This is a genomic window from Mangrovicoccus sp. HB161399 (genome assembly GCF_013184745.1).
Taxonomy (GTDB): Bacteria; Pseudomonadota; Alphaproteobacteria; order Rhodobacterales; family Rhodobacteraceae; genus Mangrovicoccus.
In genome coordinates, this window is record NZ_JAATVU010000008.1 from 59,997 (window position 1) to 81,202 (window position 21,206).

Sequence of the window (21,206 nt, forward strand, 5' to 3'; positions counted from 1 at the left end):
CACAAACCGGGCGAACGCTCGCACAAAAAGAAAAACTTCTTGATCAGTTTCGAACAATTATTGACACCGGTCAACCGCCTTCCCACGGATGGGGAAACACCATCGCGGAGACATGACATGGGCACGGGCGAGGCCATCGGGGCGGATGTGGTGATCGTGGGCGGCGGATCGGCGGGCTGCGTGCTGGCCTCCCGGATCAGCGAGGACAGCCGCTGCCGGGTGCTGCTGATCGAGGCGGGCGGCGACGCGCGGCGCGAGGACCATCCGGCGCTGGCCGCCGCCTATCCGGGCAAGGCCTATTCCAACCCCGCCTATACCTGGCGCGGGCTGCGCGCGACCTATCCCTGGTCCGGCTCCAACCGCCCCGAGGCCCGCGCCGCAAATTACGAGCAGGCCCGCGTTCTGGGCGGCGGCTCGGCGATCAACGGCGTCGGCGCCAACCGCGGCGCGCCCTCGGATTACGACGAATGGGCAGCGATGGGGCTGGAGGGCTGGAGCTTCGGCGACTGCCTGCCCTATTTCCGCAAGCTAGAGCGCGATCTCGACATCGGCGGCGAGCTGCACGGCAAGGACGGTCCCTTTCCGATCCGCCGCCGCGGGCGCGAGATCTGGACGCCCTTCATCGACACCATGCTGGAGATGACCGCCGACCGCGGCATCCCCTTCCTGCCCGACCAGAACGGCGCCTGGCAGGACGGCGCCTTCGAGATGGCGGTGAACATGGACGAGAACAAGGAGCGCGTGACCACCGCCTGGGCCTGGCTCGGCGACAGCGTCCGCGCCAGGCCGAACCTGTCCATCCGCACCGGCGCAACCGTCGCCGGGCTGACCTTCGACGGCTGCCGCGTCACCGGGCTGACGCTCGGCACCGGCGAGACCGTGGCGGCGGGCCGGGTGATCCTCTCGGCCGGGGCGCTGGCGAGCCCGGCCATCCTGATGCGCGCGGGCATCGGACCTGCGGCGCATCTGGCCGATTGCGGGATTGCGCCGCTGGTGGATCTGCCGGGCGTCGGCCAGAACCTGATGGAACACCCCTCGGCCGGGCTCGTCGCCCATCTGAGGCCGCATGCAAGGCAGAAGCGGCTCGACTACCACATCCCGATCGGCGTGCGCTTCTCATCGGGCATCCCGGGCGCGCCGGAGGGCGACATGCACATGAACTACGTCACCCGCGCCGCCTGGCACGCGGTCGGGCATCAGCTGGCCTCGATCTTCTTCTGGGTGAACAAGAGCTATTCCCGCGGCCAGCTGATGCTGGACCCCGCCGATCCGGGCGGCTTCCCGCGGATCGATTTCCGCATGCTCTCGGACCGGCGCGACCTGACGCGGCTGGCAGATGCATTCGAGCGCGCGGTGCTGCTGGCCTCGGATCCCAAGCTGGCCCGCGTGGTGACCGGCATCTATGCCGGCGGCATGTCCGAGCAGGGCCGCAAGTATGCCGCCCCCACCGCGCGCAACGGGCTGGCGACCCGCGCCGCGGCGCTCGGCCTCGACCTGCTGGGACCGCTGCGCGACAGGGCCTTTCCCTACCTGCTGGCGAACCATGCCGATCCGGCCGAGCTGGCCGCGGACCGCGCGGCGCTCGAGGCCTATATCGGCGAAACCGTCGGCGGCGTCTGGCATCCCTCGGGCACCTGCCGGATGGGACCGGCGGGCGACGCGATGGCGGTGACCGACGGGATGGGCAAGGTGCGCGGCACCGAGGGGCTCTATGTCTGCGACGCCTCGCTGATGCCGACCATCCCCTGCGCCAACACCAATGTGCCGACGATCATGATGGCCGAGAAGATCGCCGATGCCCACAGGGCCCTTGCCTGAGGCCGCCCGGATGGAACCGTCCGCACCCCTCGACATGGACATTCTCGGCCGGGACATTGCCGGGCTCGCCGCGATGATGGCCGACGGCCGGCTGACCGCGGTGGAGCTGGCCGCGCTCTGCCTCAACCGCATCGCCGCTTTCGACCGCGCGGGTCCCGGGCTGAACGCGGTGCCGGTGCTGAACCCGCAGGCGCTGGAGGACGCGGCGAAACTGGATGCCGAGCGCCGCGCCGACCGGGTCCGCGGACCGCTCCACGGCATTCCCGTGGTGGTCAAGGACAGCTTCAAGGTCAAGGGTCTGACCGTCGCCGCGGGCTCGCCCGCATTCGCCGGGCTGATCGCCTCGGACGATGCCGCCTCGGTCGCGCGGCTGCGCGAGGCGGGCGCGGTGATCCTCGGCAAGACCAACATGCCGCCCATGGCGATCGGCGGCGGGCAGCGCGGGCTCTACGGGCGCACGCTGAGCCCCTGGAACCCGGACTGGCTGGCGGCCGCCTGGCATTCGGGCTCCTCGATCGGCTCTGGCGTGGCGGTGGCCGCGGGCTTCGCCCCGCTCGCGCTGGCCGAGGAAACCGTGTCCTCGGGGCGCTCGCCCGCCTCGAACAACGGGCTGGCCGCCTACACGCCGTCGCGCGGAGTGGTGCCGATCCGCGGGAACTGGCCGCTCTTCGCGCTGCGCGACGTGGTCGTGCCCTATGCCCGCGGCACCGCCGACCTGGCGCTGGCCATCCGCGAGCTGATCCGCCCCGACCCGGAGACGGAAGGCGACCTGTGGCGGGCACAGTCCCATGTCGCCCTGCCCGGGCCGGCGGCCGCCTGGCCCGTTGATCCGGCGGCGCCCTGCAGCGGCCGCCCGCTGGAGGGCAAGCGCATCGGCATCCCGCGCATGTATGCCGGCCGCGATGCCGGGCTGCGCCGCCCGACCCCGCTGCGCCCCTCCATCGCCCGGCTCTGGGAGGAGACCGAGGCGCGGCTGCGCGCGCTCGGCGCCGAGCTTGCCGATGTCGATTTCCCGGCGGTCTCCGAGTACGAGGGCGACCGAGACGGCGCGGGCACGGCCGTGTCGAACGGCTACCTTCCCGCCGATTGGGACGCGGCCGAGATCGGCGGTCTGGTCGCCAGCGGGTGGACCGAATTCCTGCGGCTGAACGGCGATCCGGACGGCGCGCGCCTGGCCGGGACACCGCCCGCGATGATCCATCCGGACCCGCCCGAAGCCGTGGACACCCGCCGCCGCAGCGCCGCCCATGAGGGACGCGACGCCTTCGACTATGCCGCAATCTGCGCCTTCGCCGCGGCCAGTCCCGGCCGTCCGCTGGAGGAGTTTCCGCAGCTTGCCGGGATCATGCAGGGGCTGGAACGGGCCCGGCGCGAGCTTTTCGAGGACTGGATGGCGCGGGAGGGGCTCGACCTCGTCGCCTTCCCGGCGAATTGCGATGTCTCGCGGGCGGATGCGGAGGCCGATCCGGCCTCGTCGGACCAGGCCTGGACCAACGGCACCGTCTTCTCGAACATGAACCACGTCATGCGGCATCTCGGGATCCCGTCGGTCTCGGTGCCGATGGGGGTGATGGAAGATACCGGGCTGCCGGCCAACCTGACCGTATGCGGCCCCGGCTGGTCGGACCATGCGCTGCTGGCCGCCGCGGCGGCCGTCGAGGCGGCCGCCCCGCCGCTGCCGCGCCCGCCGATGGCGCCGCCCCTGACCTGGATCCGTCCGGCCGCCCCGCCCGCCGCTGCGGCTGGGCCCGTCATCCTCCGCCTCGACGCCCATGCGCTGCTGCGATCCGATGGCAGCGTGCTGGTCGAGGGCCGCGCGACGGCCCGGCAGGGAGACGCAGCGCTCCGCCCGGTGCTGCGCCTCGACGGGCACGAGATTGCCGTCGAGGCGGACGGGACGTTCCGGACGGTGCTGTCCCGCGGCGACCGCTCCGGCCGATTCCGCGCGCTCCTTCTGGTCCTCGCCCGCGGCGCCGGCGGCGCGGCCGCGGCGGAGCTGGCCGACCTGCGCTTCGGGGATGCCGCGGGTCCGGGCGGTGCCTGAGCCCCGGCAGGCCGGGAACGCGTCCCGCCTGGCAGGCCCCGCCTCCACTGCCTCCGCGCAGGAGGAGTCCGCGGCGCATGCGGGCCGCCGGACCGCCTGGGACCCGGCAAGGCCGGGCGGGGGCAGATCCCCCCTCCCGGACCCTCCCCCGCCGCCAGGATCAAAGGACAGGAACATTTGAGCTGCCGGTCGCAGGGACCTGCAAGCGGCAAGCTCCGACGGGCAAGGCATCGTCATGTCAGGGCCCTCGCAAATGATATCCGGCAAGACGAAGCTGATCGTGCCTCCGGGCCACCCGGCGGAAAACGTCCGAGACCGGTGATCTGCGCCCGCTCTTTCGGGACATCAGGAATTGTTGGACCGGACTGCCGGACTGCGCGACTTTGGTCCAGACCGCGATCAGCCGCGCGCCGGGCGCCATCCCGGATAGGTTCGCCATGCTGAAGATCGCCGATGCCGTCTCCACCGTGGCCAGGTCGCAGGATCCTGCGATGCGCGGCTTCCCCGCCGACCGTCGGCCGGTTCGACGGCAAGGCCTGCGCGAGCGGGTCCATGAGCAAGGGTCCCGCCCTCCGGTGCGCGCACGTGTCAGCGGCAGCGGCAGGGCTGGATTGGCCGGCGCCTTCCTGGCCAAGGCACGCATGGCGTGGATCGTGCCCGGCAACCCGTCCCGACCGGCCATGGACGCACTCGCGGACCCGCTGCCATGGGCCATCACAACCTGCCGGAGGGCTGCGGCCGCGGCCTTCCTGCAGGCATCGGCTAGGCAGTGGCCCCACCGACGCCCCGCGCAAAGGAGGGCGACCCGCTGCCACCCGGCATCGGCCGGATTGGCCAGGGGGCCTTCGGCGGCAAGGTTGCGATGAGGCCAGAGAAGACGCCGCTGCTCGGAGCGACAGCTGCAACGGCCTGCCTCTGCCGGTCCTGCTGCGACATGCTGCCGGAGGAGGTCCGGCCCGTCCGGAATTCTCCCATTTCCGCTGCGCACCGCGCAGAGAGGTTCGCGCCGTCATCCGCACCCGCCATTAGGGCGCGCGCCGGATATCCATGACATTCCCAAGATTGGCTGCCGTTTGCATGCTGTCCGCCAGGCGGGCTTTCCCTGTTGCCCGGCACCGCCGCGCGGATGCCTCAAGCCTTCGCAGGGCACAGGCCCGAGCAGGCGTCGCGTGTGCAGTCCAATACCGGCTACGGGACCGGAAATGACCCTATGCCCGATGCGATCGGGAAGGGGCAGGCGCTGGAAAGCCAGTGCCGTCCTGCCGCCCGATGCCGCTGCCAGTTCCGCATGGCCGACCTCGCGGTCAACCTGCCCTGCTGCGGCGCCAAACATTGCCCGGGACCGGCCGGGGAGCCACGCGCTTCTCGATCTCGGCCGCACCGGCCGGGCGGCGGTCAAGCGCGCGGGCGATCGCATGCGCTCCGCCGAGGCCCATCCCTTCGCCGAAGCCCGGCTCTCCGCAGAGGCACGGACCGGCGCCTTCTGCCCCCGCGCCCGCATCCTAGGGTCAGGACTCATAGCCCGGACAGGGCCGCGGCGCGCATCCGGACGGGCCCGGCATCGGCGGGCGGAGCTGCGCCTTCCCCGGCGGCGCGGGCCGAACGTGCTACGGCGCGGAGAGTGGCGTTCACGCTGGCCCCGCCGCCCGGCGGGCCACCAAACCGTAACATCTCCGTCAGACGGACTTTACGTTCCGGTTCCATGACGGGCGCGCACATATCCCGATCTTGCACGCCCTGGGGGGACGTCATGCAGCCGAGACCTCAGAGACCCTGTCCTTCGGGACGGAAGCCGCCTTCACGCTCCGGCTCTTCCACGTCTCCGACCCGGAGGCCAACGCCAATTCCGTCGGCACGATCCCGAGCTTCTCCGCCGTCCCGAACTAACTGATGGCCGGGGATGCCGACGGCGACGGGGCGGACGGCGACGGCGAGACGCTGTTCCTCAGCTCCGGCGATGCCTGGATCCCGGGCCTGTTCTACGATGCCTCCGAGACGGTCTACGGACAGGGCGGCGCGGCGGAACTGCTGATCCAGAACCTGCTGGGCGTGCAGGCCATCGCCTTCGGCAACCACGAATTCGACAAGGGCAACACGGCCATCGCGAACATCCTGCGGGGCCTGGCCGACGACGGCACGGCCGCCTTCGATGCCGCCGCCTTACCGTATCTTTCGGGCAATATCGAGCTTTCCGCCGACCCCTCGCTCTCGGGCCTCGTCGCCGCGGACGGGCAGGCCGTCGTGGATATTGCGGGCCAGATCGCGGGCAGCACCGTGGTCTCGACCGAAAACGGCACCCGGATCGGCGTCGTCGCGGCGACCACGCCGACGCTGCCGGTGATCTCCAGCCCCCCGGACGATACTGTCGTCACTCCGGCGGATTTCGACGGCTCGCCGACCGCAGAAGCCTCGACGCGCTGCTGGCCGCGAACCCGGATCCCGGCAAGGTCGTCCTGCTGGCACAGATGCAGGACATCCGCATCCAAGAGGCGCTGGCGGCGCGCCTGTCCGGCGTCGACATCATTGTCGCGGGCGGCTCGCGCACGCGGCTTTTCGACGGGGATGACACCGGCGACCAGGGCGGCGCGGCCCAGGGCGAATATCCCTGTTTCGCCACCGATGCGGACGGGCTGCCGGTCGCGGTGGCGAACGCCGACTGCCAGTACAAGCATGCCGGCCGCCTCGTCATCGATTTCGACGCGAACGGCAACATCATCCCCGGCAGCTACGACGCGGCAATCTCGGGCGCCTATGCCGCCGATGACGCCAATGTCGCCGCGCTCGGCGCCACCGGCATGGAAGACCCGGAGATCGTCGCCATCGCGCAAGCCATCCGCGACGTGATCGTCCAGGGCGAAAGCGAACGGTTCGCCGCCGCGACCGTGTTCCTGGACGGCAACCGCACCGGCGGCGGCACCGACGGCGTGCGCACGCAGGAAACCAACCTGGGCAACCTCACGGCGGACGTGAACCTGGCCTATGCGCAGGGCTACGACGACACCGTGCCGGTCTCGATCAGGAATGGGGGCGGCATCGGCGCCTTGATCGGCCGGACGGTCGTGCTGGGCGGCTCCGCTGGCGGAGTCTCGCGCCTGCCGAACGAGGAAGTCCCCGGCCCCAAGCCCGGGGGCGCCATCAGCGCGAACGACATCGGCAACGTGCCGGCCTTCGACAACGGACTGACGCTGGTCAGCCTGACCACCGCGGAACTCGCCGCAGTGATCGAGCATGCCGGGTCGAACGACCCCTTCACGCAGGAGGCTGGTGCCGGCAGCTTCGGCCAGTTCGGCGGGCGGCGCTTCAGCTTCGATCGCGATGCCGCGCCGGGCAGCCGCGTGCAGAACGCGGTGATCGTCGGAGACGGCGGCGAGGTGCTGCATGAGATCGTCCGCGACGGCGAAATCGTCGACAATGGCGACATGAGCTTCCGCGCGGTGACGCTGGACTATCTCGCAGGCGGCGGCGACGGCTATCCATTCGGCAACCTGTCGAACCCCGACATGGTCAATCGCTACGACCTCGATCCCGCGGCCGCCCATGACGCGGTGGACAGCTTCGGCGCGGGCCGCGAACAGGACGCCCTGGCCGACCACCTCCTTGCCGGATGAGGCACGGACGAGGACAGCTATACTTTCGACGCGGCCGACACCGTGCCGGAGCTCGAGACCCGCATCCAGAACCTCGGCTACCGCGCGATCGACACGTCCTTCCACGACACCTCGGGCAAGAACGGCCAGACGAACCTCTTGACCAACGATGACGGCTACGCGGCCGAGGGCATCAACGTCATGTACGAGGCGCTGACCGGGGCGGGCCACACGGTCTATCTGGTGGCGCTGAAGGGGCAGAATTCCGGCGGCGGCTCGACGCTGGGCGGCACCGATGCGCTGCTGTCGGAAATCGGCATCCTGGAATGCGGGGACGGCAAGTGGCGGGTCGACGGCACGCCGACCACCGCCGTCATGGCTGCGCTCGTCGGAATCTTCGCGGGCGAGCAGATCGACCTGGTGATCTCGGGCACCAACGAGGGCGAGAATGTCGGCGCCTTCGCCAACATCTCCGGCACGCTGGGCGCCGCGGTCGAGGCGATTTCGCGCGGGATCCCCACCATTGCCTTCTCGGCCGGAAGCAGCGTCGACGGCAGCTACGGCGGCGCGTACGAGCGCGCGGGCAGCCATGCCACCGGGCTGATCGCCGACCTGATGGAAGCACGGGAGGGCGAGACCCTGCTGCCCGCGGGCACCGGCCTGACGGTCAACGTGCCCTCTGCCGATCCGGCAGGCGCGGCCTATGCCGAGGTCACCGCGGAAGCGCCCTTTGTGCTGGGCGTGCAGGAATACGTGCCCGGCAACCCGGCGACCTAAGGGCTGGCCGCCACGGCAGGCACCGCAACTGGGGACGCCACCTCCGAAGTGTCCATTTTCCTGCAGAACTACCTCACGGTTTCGGCGCTCGACGGCAACTGGACCGCGGACGAAGACACGCGCGACGCGCTGGAGACCGCCTGCCACGCGTCGAACCAGCTTCAGGAATTGCGCGGCATGGCGAACGTCCCGCCGCTGAAGATCGTCCCGACCAATGACGACGGCGTCAGATCGGCCGGGACCGCAGCGCTCTACGAGGCGCTGGTCGCTGCCAGGCACGAGGTCGCCGTCGTCGCGCCGATGATCAGCCAGGAGGGCGCGGGCACCGGGCTGACCCTGTCGAGCTTCATGATCACCGGATACTCGGAAGGCTGGTTCGCCGATGCGACACCGTCTTCGGTGATCGGCACTGCGCTCGGCGCGCTGATGACAGGCGGGGACGCGCCGGATCTGGTGGTCTCGGGCATCAATGACGGGCTGCTCACGGGGTCCGACCTGCGCCATTCCGGCACGGCCGGGGCGATCCAGTCGGTGCTGACGGGCTCGGCACCGGCATCATCTCGGTCGCGGCCGAAAGCAGCGACGGCGCCGGCTTCGCCTCGGAGTTCGCGCTCGACCTGATCAACGACCTCGCGCTGGCCCATGGCGGGGACGGCCTCCTGCCCGACGGGATCGGCCTGTCGGTCAACATCCCCGACGGCGCCTCCTTCGCATCGGACGTGGTCTTAACCGAGAACGACCAGGCTTCGGAGTCGCGGCTGGTCGTGGACGAGCTCTGCGACGGCGGCTACGGATTCACCCGCGAGGCCGGGCTGTCGTCGTCGGATGCGGCGTTCGAGGGCGAGGCGCCGGCGGGCGGCGCGGTCGCCATCACCGGTCTCGACGCGAATTACGGTGCGGATGGCAGGACCAAGGACGAGATCGGCGGCCTCCTGGGCATGGAGCCGGGCGAGTTCGACGAGGGCACGGCCCGCGTGGCGACCTGCAACGTCTCGACGAACCGCTCGGCCGAAGGCGGGCTGATCGAGGACCTGGCCACCGGCAACGACCCGCAGGCGCAGAATGTCGCCCAGATCATCCAGACCGAGCGTCCCGTGATCGTCCTGCTCAACGAGTTCGACCACGATGCCGAAGGCCAGGGCGTCGACCTGCTCCTGCAGAACTACCTGAATGGCGGCCAGAACGGCGCGGCGCCGATCGGCTACCCCTATGTCTATGCCGCGCCTTCCAATGTCGGCATCGACAGCGGCTTCGACCTCAACCATGACGGCAGCTTCGGCACGGCGGATGACGCCTATGGCTACGACGCCTTCGAGGGGTAGTACTGCTTCGACATCCTCAGCCGGCACCCGATCATCGAGGAAGGCATCCGCAGCTTCCGGGACTTCCTTTGGTCCGGCATGCCCGGCAGCATGCTGACCGAGCGCTTCGCGGACGGACAGACGCTGTGGGATCCGGTCGATCCGGAAGGGTCCTACCATTCGTAGGAAGAGGCCGCCGTCCTGCGCCTCAGTTCCAAGACCCACGTCGACGTTCCGGTGGAGATCGACGGCCAGATCGTCCACATTCTCGCCGCCCATCCGACCCCGCCGGCCTTCGACGGCGACGAGGACCGAAACGGCAAGCGCAACCATGACGAAATCCGCTTCTGGGCGGATTGCATCGAGGGCACGGACTACATCTGCGACGACGCGGGCAGCTATGGCGGGTTCGGCGCAGAGGCGCGCCATGTCATCCTCGGCGACTGCAATGCCGATCCGCTGGACGGCGACAGCCGCGGCGGCGCGATCGGCCAGCTTCTGGAAAGCCCGCTGCTGACCGCCTCGGCCACCGATGCGGAGATCACCCCGGACGGCGAGGACAGCCCCGGCAACCTGGGCGGCGCCAATGCCGACCACGAGGGCAACCCGGGTTTCGACACCGCCGATTTTGGCTGCAACCCGTCCGATCCGTCGGCGGGTGCGGAGCCGGGCAACCTGCGGGCCGACTAAGTCCTGCCGTCGGCAAACGGCATCGACCATGTCGGCGGCAAGGTGGCCTGGCCTTCCGACGGGGCGGACTATGCGGCCGTCACCAGCTATCCGACCTCGGACCACCGCATGGTCAGGGCCGACCTGAAGCTGGTCCCGGGCGAAGGCGCGGCGGTGGAGCACACGCCGATCCTCGCGGAAGCGGAAGACGGAAAGAAGTACTTCGCCGACAGCGGGACCGGCGAGATCGCCGCGGGCTTCGGCCGGGCGGATTTCTCGATCCTCGCCATTTCCGGCCTGGACGGCGACGGGGCGAAGGACCTGCTGGCGCGGAACGGTGCCGATGGCTGGCTGAACGCGTTCTCCGTCGGCGGAAACTGGACCATCCTCGGCCACAGGGCGAACGGGTTCGTCTCCACGCTCGACAGCAACGGCGACGGGGTGCCGAAGCAGCTGATGCGGACGGCGAACGGCAACTGCTTCCTCGCCGACGGCACGACCGGCGCGAAAATCGGCGGACTCCTGCGCGCGGGCCACCGCATGTTCGCCACCGCCGACATGAACGGCGGCGGGATGGATGACATCCTGGCGATCCGCCCGGACGGCACGCTGGTCCGGCTCGACCTTGCCGGCGGCAAGGGCCACGGTTTCGGCGCGGCACGGGCGCCGCGGCGCTCGGGCTCGCGGATGCCGATGGCGGCGGCAAGACGGACCTGATCGTGGAAACCGGCATCGGCCGCACCGTCGCGCTGGATGCCGGGGGCATGAAGGTGGCCGATTGCGGCGGACAGGGCATGAAGGTGGCCGCAGGCAATCTGGTCTTGGGCGGCGGCGGCGAGCTGGTCTTCGAAACGGAAACCGGCATCGCCACCCATGACGGCGCGACCGGCGCGCTGCTGGCCGCGGCCGGGGCGCGTTCGCCGGGCTCTGCCGCGGCGACGAGGGGGTCGTCGACGAGCTGGTCTTCGCCCCCGGAACGGGCCATGCCAAGGCCAACATCCAGACCGGCGAGACGGTCGATCTGGGGCTCGGGGACATCGCCCTGATCCTGGAAAACCCGCTGGGCTTCGGCGGCGTGTCCCAGTTCGACGGGATCGCCTGACCTGTCCCCGCCCGCGCCCGGCCGGGCGCGGGTCCCCGGAAACGCAAGGCCCGCTGCGGCGGGGCGGGACGGCAGCCGGTTCAGCGGCGCGGATACCAGGGCTGCTGCGGCGTTCCGATGCCGGTGGGCTGGTCCTGGTCCACCTTCCGCCAGACCGTGGCGTCGAGCGGCGCCAGCGTCGCGTCGCGGCCCAGATCGAAGCTCTGCTCCCGCACGATCATCCGGTAGGCGGCGTTGAGCGCGCGGGCGCGTTCCGCATCCGGGCGGATCAGCGGCGCGACATCCTCCCGGAGCGCATCGGCCCGCCCGTCCGGCAAATCGCCATCCTCCAGCCAGCTGCGGATCAGCGCCTCGTTGGCGCGGAATTCGTCGCCCGCGCCGTTGGTGCGCAGGTAATGCGCGTAGTCGCCCTCGCCATCGGCGCGCACCAGATCCGGCAGCCCGCCGAGCCCCTTCTGGTCCCAATGGTACCAGCCGCCCCGGAAGGCATCGGCCGGAAGCTTGCGCGGGAAGGCGAAGGTGGAGTCGTCCGTCGCCCCGATCGAGCCGTGGCAGCCCATGCAGAAGGCGGTCTCCTCGAAGCTCTGCGGCCTCAGGCGGCCCTGCGCGTCCTCGATGAAGCCCTGCAGCCGCCAGCCGGTGCCGTTCGGGATGCCGGTCTCGGCATTGCCCAGGAACTGCTTGGTGCGGTCGGGGAAGTCGGCGTCCTCCTTCTTCTCGGCCAGCGCGGATTCCTCCAGATCGGCATATGTCTGCCAGCGGGTCTTGCGCATGTAGCGCAGCTCCTTCATCCGCGGCGCCAGCGTCACGCCGCCGGGCTGCGGATCGAGATAGCGCACCGAATGCAGGAACTCGGTGCCGAGCGGATAGAGCCCGGCCGCCAGCGGCGCGTCCTCTGCCCCTGCCCGCCCCGCCCAGTGCATCGTCACGCCGTTCCTCGGATCGAAGGCGTAGGCGACATGGTCCGCCGTGCCCAGCACGCCGTCGCGGTCGAGATCGGCGCCCATCGCCGCCTCGTCCGCGGGCGCGATGGCCACGCCCGCACGGCGGATCAGCGCCTCGGCGATGGCGAGGTTGACCTTGTAGACCTCCCTGTCAGGCGTGCCGTCTGCGCGCTGGCGATAGGCTTCGGGCAGGCGGATCAGCACGTCGTCGCCCGAGCCGTTCACCGGCCAGAACGTGCCCGGCAGCGGCTGGTAGGCGAAGGCGCGCCAGCCGGTCGGCCGGCCGTCCGGCATGCGGTCGAACCCGTCCGCGTCGAAATCGAAGCCCGCATCCGGGACATAGCCCGACCATCTGCCGTCGCCGTCCACGTCCCATGCGGCGGGAAGCTCTGCCAGCTTTCCGGCCAGCGCCGGGCGGCCGTCCGGGCCGCGGTAGTTGTCCTGCCGCACCCATGCATCGATCTCGGCCGGGTCGGTTGCCGCCACCGCGGCGCGGCGGTCCACGAAGAGGTTGGTCCAGGGATTGGCCAGCGCCGGGCCGGGCATCGCATAGCTTTGCTGCAGGTCGGCATCGACCACGTAATTCGGGCGGCGCGGATAGGTGTGGCAGGTCTGGCAGGGGTTATGCGCCCCGTCCGCATCGTCGATCGTCCTGGTGTAGCATTGCGGCGGGATATAGGCGGTCTGGTTCCGCGGGATCGCCGCCCTCAGGTCCGCGGCAAGCGCGGGAGCGAGCGACGCGCCGAGGGCCAGGAGCGACAGGACAGTCGGACGGAACATGGCATCTCCGGAAGGCAGGGGAAAAGGACACGGAGGCCCGGGACGGGCCCGGACCTCCGCAGCATCGCGTCGCCGATCCGCTTGCGTGGGATCAGTTGCCCGCCTGGGCCAGCGGCGGGAACGGGCCGATATAGCCGACATAGGCGCGGGCATCCGCGGCATCGGCCAGCTTGTCCTCGTCGGACTCGCCGTAGGGATGCTGAACGACGGCCATCAGGTAGCCGTGGCCGTTGATGTCCGGATACCAGTAGGGCGAGGTCGTCTCGGACCCGTAGGGGGTCGAGAAGATGCGGGTCAGCTCGCCGGTGCCGACATTCATCGCCCAGATGGCGTCGTTCTGGTGGCCCGAACCGGTATCCTCGCCGATCACCAGCGTGCCGTAGCCCGGCAGGTAGGTGATGTTGTCGGGATTGGCGATGCCGTCGATATCGCAGGTGTTCACCTCGGCCGCGGCACCGCACATGTTGTGTGTGGGATCGCAGGACGGGTCGGCGGCGGCAGCTGTCTGTTCGTCGGTCAGCGGCTTGCCCGCGACCAGGCCCTTCATCGTGGTCGCGGCGAAGCTGTCGTCGAGACCCAGCTCGTAGACCGCGCCGCAGCTGTTCTTGGACAGCTGGATGTCGTTTCGGCCGCCCCGATCGTACTTGTTGTCCTTCGCGCCGCTCTCCATGCCGTTGGAGACTTCGGACATCGACAGGTAGAGCACGTGCTTGTCGGGGTTGTAGGTCGAGCCCTCCATCTTGCGGAACTCGGTGGTCGCGCCCATCATCGAGGCGAAGCGGCGGGTTTCGAGGCGCGAGGCCACGGCTTCCATGCCCGGCTTGACCTTCAGGCACTCGGCGGCGCCTTCGGCGTTGGAGCTCAGGAAGCCCTCGGGGCAGGTGCCGCCGGCATTGAACTCGGCAGTCTCGAAGATGTCGGAGAACTTGGTGCCCTTCTCGATCGCCGCCTGGATGGAGGCGTCGTCGGCATGGCCCAGATCGACCCAGTCCAGATCGGCGGCGCCGGCGCCTTCGGCCGAGGTCTGCACCCATTTGGCGGCATAGAGCGTTCCGGCCGAGAGGTCGCCCGCGGTGTCGGCGACGAAGCGGAAGAGGCCGACATTGGTGCCGTCATCGGAAATGTAGGCGGTCTTGCCGTCGGGCATGACATTGGCCAGCTCGACCGCGACGCGGCCCATCGAGAAATGCTTCGACGCGGTGGCATCGCCCTCGTCCGAGATCGCGATCTCGGTCGGGTAGCCGTAGCGGTAGGGATTGTAGGCGGCGCGGAACTCGTCGAGCGTCATGGCCGACGGATCGAGCCCCTCGTAGCGCGCCATCGGGAAATCGTAGTCGTCGATGTCGTCAAGCGAGGCCGCGGCCTCGAGCGCGCGGGCGTCGGCCGGGTACTCCTCGCCGCCCAGATGCGTCTCCCAAGGGGTCACAGACCCGGCGCAGGGCACCCAGAGGCCGCCGAAGGCCGAAAAGTCGACCGGCTTGGTCGAGACCGCCGTGAGGTGGCCGTCGGCATCCTGCGCGAGCTCGCTGACATACATCGCGCCGGGCCGGGATTCGAAATGGGTGACCGAGTAGAGCTTGCCGCCCTTCGGGATCAGCGAGGTAAAGTCGGCGTCGGCCGAGATGTGCTCGGAGCCGTCAGCTGAGGTCACGACCTTGCCGTCCCGGCCGGTGAGCGCGGCGAAGGTGCCGGTGCCGATCCTGTCGCCCGAGCGGGCCAGCACGTGATAGGCGATCGGGTAGTCGGTGCCGTCGATGGTGACCGACTCGGCGGCGATGACCTGGCGCTTGGCGGCATCGTCGGAAGCGTAGGGAATTCCCTTGAACTGGATGTCGCCGGCATGGGCGGCAAAGGGGATCAGGGCGAGCGCGGTCATGCGCAGGAGCTGGCTACGAAGGGTCATGGCTGGTTCCTCAGGTTGAGACCGGAACTTCGCTACGCCCGCGACAAGACGCTTTTGTGACGCTCAGCATTTCGTGAACTGCATTTTCCGTCCGCTCCCCCCGCGCCGCCCCCTCCCCGGCCGCCCGCGGCCTGGTCCGGCGCAGCCCTGGCGCGGGAGGAAGACGGGCCGTTCATTTTGTGTGCAGAAGTTCTGCAAACCTTTTGACGACAGCTCTTTCAGACCACTTCAAATTCGAATGATTCATTTCAGGAGGCTGCTTCGATCAGAACCCTTCCCCGCTTGTCGACCGTCCCGGTCGCTGTCCTTTCCCTGGCTGCCTGCGAAGACAGGCCCCGGCCGGGTCTTCCGGAAGCAAGACGGAAGAGGATCTGGCGCTCGGGCTCCAGACCCGCTCGCTCCGGGCCCAGAACAACCGCATCGTCGCCGGCAATGCCGTCCAGGACGCCGCGGCCGGGGCTTTCATCGCGGGCGGGCTTACCGTGCTGCTCTGCGGCAGCCCCGGGGACGCGCTGCGCAAAGCCGCGATCGGCAATGCCGCCGCGAATTCCGCTTCCGTCCGGGCCAGGCAGAACGAGCGGAATGCCCAGACAAAGGAGACCGGCGGCAAGCTGCGCGGCCTGCAGGCCAACCTGAACTCTTCGACTGCCAAGCAGAATGCCGAGCTGAAGCAGATCCGCGGCCAGCAGGCCTCCTCCGCCATGTCCGAGCGGGACTGCCAGGCCCGGGCCGCCGCGTTCGGCTCGAACCGCAGCGCGGTGAACAGCAACTTGGAACGGATGGACAGCAAGCTGTCCGGATCGAAGCCCGGCCTGCAGAAGGTCCCGCAGGACTCGGGCGTCAGCACCGCGGCCGCTCAGGATTCGCCCGTCTCGATGCAGACCCGCATCGCCGGCATGCAGTCCAAGACCGTGACTGTCCGCGGCAGCAGCTAGACCGGAACCCGCCATGATCCGCAGCCCCTCCATCCGGGCAGGCGCCGCGATGTGCGCGCTCGGCCATGACCGGGGATCCCGCCGCGCTCGTCGACCGCGGCCGCTGCAGCATGGTGGCGGGCGACTGCTGGTCTTCGCCTCGGACGGGCTCGACACCCTGCCGCCCCCCGAGCTGCAGCAGGGGCAGCGGCTGAAACCCGCGGCCGCGGTGGAACATGTGCTCGAGGCGGTCGAGGCCAGGGGCGATCCGCGCCTAGACAACGTCACCGTCATCCTCTTCCGGCCCGACCCGGCCGCCCCGGGGCAGGCCAGCAGCTGGACGCGCGCCGGCCGCCGCGGGTTCCCCGGACCGCTGCTGGGCTGGACGCCCTCGGCGCGGCAGCCGGCCGGGCTGGGGCTGCTGGCGCTGGTGGCGTACTTCGGCGCGATGCTGGCCCTGCGCCCGGCCGCGCCGCCGCCTCCCGCGGAGGCCCCTGCCGGGCAGGCCCCGGTCGCCGAAAGCGTCCGCGGCGACATCCGCAGCGAACCGGTGCCCGAAGCCCCCCGCACCGGGACCTGCGCCGGCACCGCCATCCGGCCAGCCGGATGCCGCCGTCCCGCCTTCTCGTGCCCCCGATCCATCCGGCGCGCCCGGCGGCGCGGCGCAGTAGCCCGGTGCGCGCGATGCAGGGACAGCCCTTGCCGGGAGCCGAACTTGGCAGGCTGAGGGTCGAGAAGAACCTCGGCGCAGGCGGATTCGGCAGGAGCGACCTGGCGGAGCGCCGCGCCGACGGCGGGCTGAGCTGCCTCGGCGGCCAGAAGAAGATGTTTGCCCGGGCACTGGAGGAATTCGGCAAGAAGGCCAACCTGCTCCAGAGGCTGCCCACCCATCCCAACCAGCTGCACGTGCCGGAGCTGTTCCGCCGCAACGACACCTCCTGCAACGTCACGGAATTCATCGGCCGCGAGGCGCTGCCTGCCTGGATCGGCCAGCACCGCCGCGACGGGCGCGCCCCGCCCGATCCCATGGCCAGCGAGATCGCCGCCGACGTGGCCGCGGGGCTGGCCGTGGTCAATGGCAGGGGCCTTGTTGTGCAAATGCGGCTGGGGATTCACGACGCGAATCCAGCATGATAGTTGGCGGCCACGAGCAGACCGGCGAAGACCACGCACAAGACCACCGACGGCGCCTATGACACCCGCGCCTGCCAATGACGCCATCGCTGCCCGAGGTGCGGCGGCGGTCATTCCGCCGAGGCGGACTGCGAGGTCCTGGAAGCCGGACACGGCCGGAGCCGGGGCACGCAACGAGATCCTGCGGGCATCGAAGCACCTGGGTCGGGCGCTCTGGCGGAACTGGTGCGGGTACCACCGGCGCAGCAGGGTCGAAACGAAAATGAACTGCGCGAAGCTGCGCGGCCAGCAGCTGATGTCCCGGGATTTCGGCCGCAAGGGGGCGGAGGTCCAGATCCGTGCGGCGGTCATGAACCGCGTCACGGCCCTTGGCATCCCGGTCACCGTGGCCCTGGGACAAGTGTGTCCGGGGAAAGGGGAACTGCGGTCACCAGCTCATTTGCGCAGCAGCGCCCTTATGACATGCTGTTCGTCGTGCTGGTCACCGATGCCGGACCGCGCGGCGCCGACGGTCCGCCGGGCGGCACCGGGCCGGAACCGGCCGGAATCGCGGCGATCGCAATGGAACGGGCCGAAGCGGCCTGCGCTGTGCTGCACCTGAAGACGGCGGCCGGGGCGGCCGGCCATGCCGGGGCCTAACCGGGAGCTGGCGCGGCGCCCGAACGAGGGGTCGCTCTGCTTCCCGGTGGGGACGGCACGCCCGGCGCCCATGCCGCTGCCGCCGGGGCGCTGTCGGACGCGATCATCGCCCAGGTCTCCGGTTTCGACAGTGCCGCGCCCGCCGGGGCGGGGCGCAAGATGCAGCTGGCCTATCTCGGCCGGCTGCGCGGCGCGGACGCCCCGGATGCTGTCGAGTGCCATGTGGCCGACCGGGACTTCGCCCGCCCCGACCTGAAGCCGGTATCGATCCGGCTGCTGGTCGACAAGGCGCGGCCGAGCGGCCTGGAGACCGCGCTGGCCCGGATCGCCGAACGGGCCCGATCCCCCCGGACAGCATATTCCCGCAGCAGGCCGCGGCCTCCGACGCAATGAGCCGGACCCCCGACGCGGCGGCCGCCCTGCTGGGGGAAGCGCTGGCCGTTGCGGTGCTGCTGGCGGAATGCCCGGAGGACCTGCCCTGCCGCTCGCGCATCATCGCGGTCACCCGGAGCGGCTGGATCAGCATGTCCTTCTCCGAGCAGCAGCTGATCGCCAACGCGCAGCACGACAAGCTGGAGCGCTGCCGCCGCCGCAACTCCGCCACCGACCAGCGGGCCGACATCGACGGATCGGGCAACGGCAATGCGATGGTCTGTCCGATGCGGCTCGGCGACCTGCCCTGACGGCGGCTAGGCGGATCCCGGCCCGGCCGCCAGCGCGGCCAGCCCGGCAAGGAAGACCTTCAGATGGCGGCGCAGCGCGGCCTCGCGCCCGGGCTCCGGCCCCGAGGTGATCAGCGCCGGATGCAGGAAGGCCGCCATCGAGTCTTCCAGCATCTCCGCCTCGTCGCGCCCGCCGAGGCCGGCCTCGGCCAGAAGCTCCGCCAGCGCGGCAGTCATCAGCTCCAGATGCGCCCGGACCACCGGCCGGTCGCCGGTCGTGGCTGCCATGAAGCCGTAGAACACCTCCGGATCGGATTTCGCCCGCGCGCTCTTGAGGCGGTAGCGCTCCAGGAACCAGGCTTCGATCCGCGCCTCCGCCGGTCCCGGTCCCGCGCCGGCCGCCGCCATGCGCAGGCGCGCCTCGGCCAGCCAGTTTCCCGTGACGGCGTCCAGGAGCGCCGCCTTGTTGCTGAAATGCGCGTAGAGCGCGGCATGGCTGACCCCCATGTCCCGCGCGACATCCGCCAGCCGCAGCTTGGCGAAGCCATGCGTCCGGATGCGCTCGACTGCGATGTCGAGCGCGCGCTGGCGGGCCGCTTCCGGCGTCAGTCCTGTCCTCGGCACCTCGCTCCTCCTTGACGCTCCGGTCGCGACGGGTTACAGAATCGTGAAAATGTAATCAAGTGCCCGCAGGCTCCGGTTCCGACAGATTGGACCGGCTGCGGGCTTTCCAATGCCGACATCCCCGCAAGGCCCCGCACCGGCGCATGACGCCCGGCGCCGCAGGCGGCATCGCGGGGGCGCCGTCCAACCAAGAGACCGTACCATGCTGACCCTGATCAAGGATCCCCGGGCCATCGCGCTGCTGCTGGCCGCTTCGCTGACGATCCTGTCCAACAGCCTGATCAGCCCCGCCCTGCCGGGCATCGAGGCGCGCTTCGCCGGCGAGGAGGATGCCGCGCTGCTGACCCGGCTGCTGGTGACCGCGCCGTCGCTGATGGTGGCGATCCTTGCGCCCTTCGCGGGCGCCATGGCCGACCGCTTCGGCCGCCGCCCGCAGCTGCTGATCGGCGTGGCGCTCTTCGCCATCGCCGGCACCGCCGGGCTCTACCTGCCCTCTCTGCACTACGTCCTGGCAAGCCGGCTGTTGCTCGGCGTCTCGGTCGCGATGATCATGACGGCCCAGACCGCGCTGATCGGCGACTATTTCTCCGGCCAGGCGCGCGGCGCCTTCATGGGGCTGCAGATCGCCGCGACCAATTTCGGCGGGCTGATCTTCCTCGTGCTGGCCGGATGGCTGGCGGCGCTGTCTCCGCTCGGGCCGTTCGTGATCTACGGGATCGCGCTGGTCTACCTGCCCGTCATGCTGCTGGCGCTGAAGCGTCCCGGCGAGGCCGCGGCCGGACCGCACCATGCCGTCGCCGACGGCGAGGCGGGCTGGATCGCCACGCTTGCGCTGGTCGTGCTGCTGGCGGGCATGTGCTTCGTCTGCTTCTACCTGCTGCCGACCCAGGCACCCTATTTCCTCGCCACGCTGGGCCATCCCGAGCCGCAGGCGGCAGGTGTGCTGATGGGCTCGATGACCCTTGCGGGCGGCATCGTCTCGCTGTTCTTCGCCCGGATCCGCATGCGGCTGGGCCGTGCGGGAACGCCGGCGCTGGGATTCCTGTTCTTCGCCAGCGGGTTCCTGCTCTTCTCGCAGGCTTCCGGGCTGGGCCTGGCGCTGGTCGGCAGCGCCTTCATCGGCGCGGGCGGCGGCATGCTGATGCCGACCTTCCTGGGCCTCGCGGTCGAGGTGGCGCCGGCTCACCGGCGCGGCCTGGCCGCGGGTGCCATCACCACCAGCGTCTTCACCGGCCAGTTCCTGTCGCCCTTCGCCTCGACGCCGCTGATCACCTCCCTGGGCTATCCGGCGACATTCGCCCTGACCGGCGGGCTGCTGATCCTGTTGGCCCTGGTCGCACTGGCCGGGCTCCGCCCGCGCCGGGGCGCGGCGGCAGAGCCGATCCAACTGGCAGCCTGACCGTCCGGGCCGGCCCAAGCGCAAGTCCGGTCCCTGCATCCATCCGGCACACGCGGTTCCGGACGGGTGCAGGGACCGCGAATTCGTCCCGGACGGCACCTTGGCACGGTCCGCCAGTGAGGTCGCCGCGCGAAAGAACGCGGCGGCAGCGCCGGCCCGGGCATCCCGCCGATCCGCGAGCTCATTTCGACGCGGTGCCTGCCTGTGCCAGCCGCCATCTCCGACCCTGCCCGATGCCTGGGCGGGACTGGCCGCGGCCGGGAATTCGCATTGGCACAGTCCCGGCCGCGGAGCACCGGTCCAGCATGGACATGCGCGCCGCAGGACACCGGCAGAGACCGATCCGCCCTGCCCCCCGTGCAGCCGCACCGCTGACAGCTCCGGCCTACCCAAGAACATCCTGGCCGCCGCCAATGGCTTCGTGCCCCAGCGCGCCGGAGGGCGTTGTTCCATTCCATATGGACCGGCTGGCCGCGACCCTAGCCCGGGCATTGACCTGCACGAGACGTTTGACGCGGTCCTTCTTCTGCGTGCCCAGCTCCGCAAGCCAATCAAGACACGGGCTGAGGACGGACGGGCGCTGGGGGGACGGCCTCCCAGCGCCTTTTCCGCGCCGCCGCTCCATGGCGGCAAGCGACACCGCCCGGCGCCTGCCCGCGCAGCCTCGACCGCAGCCCCCGGCGCAGGTCGTCACCAGCTTCGGCGGCAACCATGGAGTCGTCCGGATTTTCCGCCGCTTCCCCGTCCGGGCGGACCGTATCGGCGGCGGAACCCCGCAATGGCCCGCCTCCCGCCGCAGTTAAGCCTGAGGATCCGGCGCTCCGCGAATGGAAGTTCCTGACGCGCTGCCGCAAGGAGCGGAACGCCATGGACCGCGGCGGTCCCTTGCCCTGTCCGTGGTGCATAACC

Annotated in this window: 20 protein-coding genes and 1 pseudogene; 17 read left to right on the top strand and 4 right to left on the bottom strand. The window is 70.5% G+C overall.

Features of this window, described 5'->3' with window-relative positions; all coding sequences use genetic code 11:
• Positions 1-117: 117 nt before the first annotated feature.
• Positions 118-1,818 (top strand): GMC family oxidoreductase, encoded by a 1,701-nt coding sequence (locus HCC78_RS06350; RefSeq protein WP_172327905.1) that lies wholly within the window; start codon positions 118-120, stop codon positions 1,816-1,818.
• Positions 1,819-1,828: 10 nt separating this feature from the next.
• Entirely contained in the window at positions 1,829-3,862 is a 2,034-nt protein-coding gene (locus HCC78_RS06355; RefSeq protein ID WP_172327906.1) for an amidase family protein, read from the top strand.
• Positions 3,863-5,862: 2,000 nt separating this feature from the next.
• On the opposite strand, the gene HCC78_RS06360 is transcribed toward HCC78_RS06355, so the two are convergent.
• On the bottom strand, positions 5,863-6,348 hold the full coding sequence (locus HCC78_RS06360) for a hypothetical protein (RefSeq protein WP_216671050.1): 486 nt from the start codon (positions 6,346-6,348) through the stop codon (positions 5,863-5,865).
• On the opposite strand from HCC78_RS06360, the gene HCC78_RS06365 reads away from it, so the two are divergent.
• From HCC78_RS06365 to HCC78_RS06395, 7 genes are all read left to right on the top strand, one after another.
• On the top strand, positions 6,328-7,470 hold the full coding sequence (locus HCC78_RS06365; RefSeq protein WP_216671051.1) for a 5'-nucleotidase C-terminal domain-containing protein: 1,143 nt from the start codon (positions 6,328-6,330) through the stop codon (positions 7,468-7,470). The two genes, HCC78_RS06360 and HCC78_RS06365, sit on opposite strands and share 21 nt — an antisense overlap.
• Positions 7,471-7,512: 42 nt before the next feature.
• The gene (locus HCC78_RS06370) at positions 7,513-8,226 is read left to right on the top strand and encodes a 5'/3'-nucleotidase SurE (protein ID WP_172327909.1); all 714 of its coding nucleotides are present in this window, start codon (positions 7,513-7,515) and stop codon (positions 8,224-8,226) included.
• Between the two features lie 48 nt (positions 8,227-8,274).
• Positions 8,275-8,847 carry a 5'/3'-nucleotidase SurE gene (locus tag HCC78_RS06375; RefSeq protein WP_172327910.1) on the top strand — a complete coding sequence of 191 codons (573 nt, stop codon included), beginning with the start codon at positions 8,275-8,277 and terminating at the stop codon, positions 8,845-8,847.
• 98 nt (positions 8,848-8,945) lie between these two features.
• Positions 8,946-9,548: an endonuclease/exonuclease/phosphatase family protein gene (locus HCC78_RS06380; protein WP_172327911.1), complete on the top strand. Its 603-nt coding sequence runs from the start codon at positions 8,946-8,948 to the stop codon at positions 9,546-9,548.
• Positions 9,549-9,764: 216 nt separating this feature from the next.
• Entirely contained in the window at positions 9,765-10,217 is a 453-nt protein-coding gene (locus tag HCC78_RS06385) for a hypothetical protein (protein WP_172327912.1), read from the top strand.
• A 42-nt stretch (positions 10,218-10,259) separates the two neighbouring features.
• Positions 10,260-10,913 (top strand): hypothetical protein, encoded by a 654-nt coding sequence (locus tag HCC78_RS06390; RefSeq protein WP_172327913.1) that lies wholly within the window; start codon positions 10,260-10,262, stop codon positions 10,911-10,913.
• 2 nt (positions 10,914-10,915) lie between these two features.
• The gene (locus tag HCC78_RS06395) at positions 10,916-11,242 is read left to right on the top strand and encodes a hypothetical protein (RefSeq protein WP_172327914.1); all 327 of its coding nucleotides are present in this window, start codon (positions 10,916-10,918) and stop codon (positions 11,240-11,242) included.
• A gap of 136 nt (positions 11,243-11,378) precedes the next feature.
• On the opposite strand, the gene HCC78_RS06400 is transcribed toward HCC78_RS06395, so the two are convergent.
• Together HCC78_RS06400 and HCC78_RS06405 are read right to left on the bottom strand one after the other, a co-directional pair.
• On the bottom strand, positions 11,379-13,022 hold the full coding sequence (locus HCC78_RS06400) for a hypothetical protein (RefSeq protein WP_172327915.1): 1,644 nt from the start codon (positions 13,020-13,022) through the stop codon (positions 11,379-11,381).
• A gap of 91 nt (positions 13,023-13,113) precedes the next feature.
• Complete coding sequence (locus HCC78_RS06405; RefSeq protein ID WP_172327916.1) at positions 13,114-14,925, bottom strand: PhoX family phosphatase; 1,812 nt, start codon at positions 14,923-14,925, stop codon at positions 13,114-13,116.
• 482 nt (positions 14,926-15,407) lie between these two features.
• On the opposite strand from HCC78_RS06405, the gene HCC78_RS06410 reads away from it, so the two are divergent.
• From HCC78_RS06410 to HCC78_RS06440, 7 genes and pseudogenes are all read left to right on the top strand, one after another.
• Positions 15,408-15,860 carry a hypothetical protein gene (locus HCC78_RS06410; RefSeq protein ID WP_172327917.1) on the top strand — a complete coding sequence of 151 codons (453 nt, stop codon included), beginning with the start codon at positions 15,408-15,410 and terminating at the stop codon, positions 15,858-15,860.
• Positions 15,861-15,873: 13 nt separating this feature from the next.
• Positions 15,874-16,566 carry a hypothetical protein gene (locus tag HCC78_RS06415; protein ID WP_172327918.1) on the top strand — a complete coding sequence of 231 codons (693 nt, stop codon included), beginning with the start codon at positions 15,874-15,876 and terminating at the stop codon, positions 16,564-16,566.
• On the top strand, positions 16,539-16,973 hold the full coding sequence (locus HCC78_RS06420) for a serine/threonine protein kinase (RefSeq protein WP_172327919.1): 435 nt from the start codon (positions 16,539-16,541) through the stop codon (positions 16,971-16,973). The genes HCC78_RS06415 and HCC78_RS06420 overlap by 28 nt, the downstream gene beginning before the upstream one ends.
• 42 nt (positions 16,974-17,015) lie before the next feature.
• Positions 17,016-17,370 (top strand): annotated as a pseudogene (locus HCC78_RS06425) (transposase); the annotation flags it as partial.
• 65 nt (positions 17,371-17,435) lie between these two features.
• Complete coding sequence (locus HCC78_RS06430; RefSeq protein ID WP_172327859.1) at positions 17,436-17,612, top strand: hypothetical protein; 177 nt, start codon at positions 17,436-17,438, stop codon at positions 17,610-17,612.
• 159 nt (positions 17,613-17,771) lie between these two features.
• The gene (locus HCC78_RS06435) at positions 17,772-18,005 is read left to right on the top strand and encodes a hypothetical protein (protein WP_172327920.1); all 234 of its coding nucleotides are present in this window, start codon (positions 17,772-17,774) and stop codon (positions 18,003-18,005) included.
• Positions 18,002-18,295: a hypothetical protein gene (locus tag HCC78_RS06440; RefSeq protein WP_172327921.1), complete on the top strand. Its 294-nt coding sequence runs from the start codon at positions 18,002-18,004 to the stop codon at positions 18,293-18,295. Before HCC78_RS06435 ends, HCC78_RS06440 begins: the two co-directional genes overlap by 4 nt.
• A 6-nt stretch (positions 18,296-18,301) precedes the next feature.
• Here the strand turns inward: HCC78_RS06440 and HCC78_RS06445 are convergent, their stop codons facing one another.
• Positions 18,302-18,898, bottom strand: a complete 597-nt coding sequence (locus HCC78_RS06445; RefSeq protein WP_172327922.1) for a TetR/AcrR family transcriptional regulator — start codon at positions 18,896-18,898, stop codon at positions 18,302-18,304.
• 202 nt (positions 18,899-19,100) lie between these two features.
• Between HCC78_RS06445 and HCC78_RS06450 the strand changes: the two genes are divergently transcribed.
• Positions 19,101-20,297 (top strand): MFS transporter, encoded by a 1,197-nt coding sequence (locus HCC78_RS06450; RefSeq protein WP_172327923.1) that lies wholly within the window; start codon positions 19,101-19,103, stop codon positions 20,295-20,297.
• Positions 20,298-21,206: the final 909 nt, after the last annotated feature.

Excerpts from the sequence above, each read along its gene's own strand:
- HCC78_RS06355 (WP_172327906.1), top strand. The coding sequence starts at position 1,829 with ATGGAACCGTCCGCACCCCTCGACATGGACATTCTCGGCCGGGACATT.
- HCC78_RS06430 (WP_172327859.1), top strand. The coding sequence starts at position 17,436 with ATGCTGTTCGTCGTGCTGGTCACCGATGCCGGACCGCGCGGCGCCGAC.
- HCC78_RS06450 (WP_172327923.1), top strand. The coding sequence starts at position 19,101 with ATGCTGACCCTGATCAAGGATCCCCGGGCCATCGCGCTGCTGCTGGCC.
- HCC78_RS06400 (WP_172327915.1), bottom strand. The coding sequence starts at position 13,022 with ATGTTCCGTCCGACTGTCCTGTCGCTCCTGGCCCTCGGCGCGTCGCTC.
- HCC78_RS06405 (WP_172327916.1), bottom strand. The coding sequence starts at position 14,925 with ATGACCCTTCGTAGCCAGCTCCTGCGCATGACCGCGCTCGCCCTGATC.
- HCC78_RS06350 (WP_172327905.1), top strand. The coding sequence starts at position 118 with ATGGGCACGGGCGAGGCCATCGGGGCGGATGTGGTGATCGTGGGCGGC.
- HCC78_RS06435 (WP_172327920.1), top strand. The coding sequence starts at position 17,772 with ATGCAGCTGGCCTATCTCGGCCGGCTGCGCGGCGCGGACGCCCCGGAT.
- HCC78_RS06440 (WP_172327921.1), top strand. The coding sequence starts at position 18,002 with ATGAGCCGGACCCCCGACGCGGCGGCCGCCCTGCTGGGGGAAGCGCTG.
- HCC78_RS06415 (WP_172327918.1), top strand. The coding sequence starts at position 15,874 with ATGATCCGCAGCCCCTCCATCCGGGCAGGCGCCGCGATGTGCGCGCTC.
- HCC78_RS06365 (WP_216671051.1), top strand. The coding sequence starts at position 6,328 with ATGCAGGACATCCGCATCCAAGAGGCGCTGGCGGCGCGCCTGTCCGGC.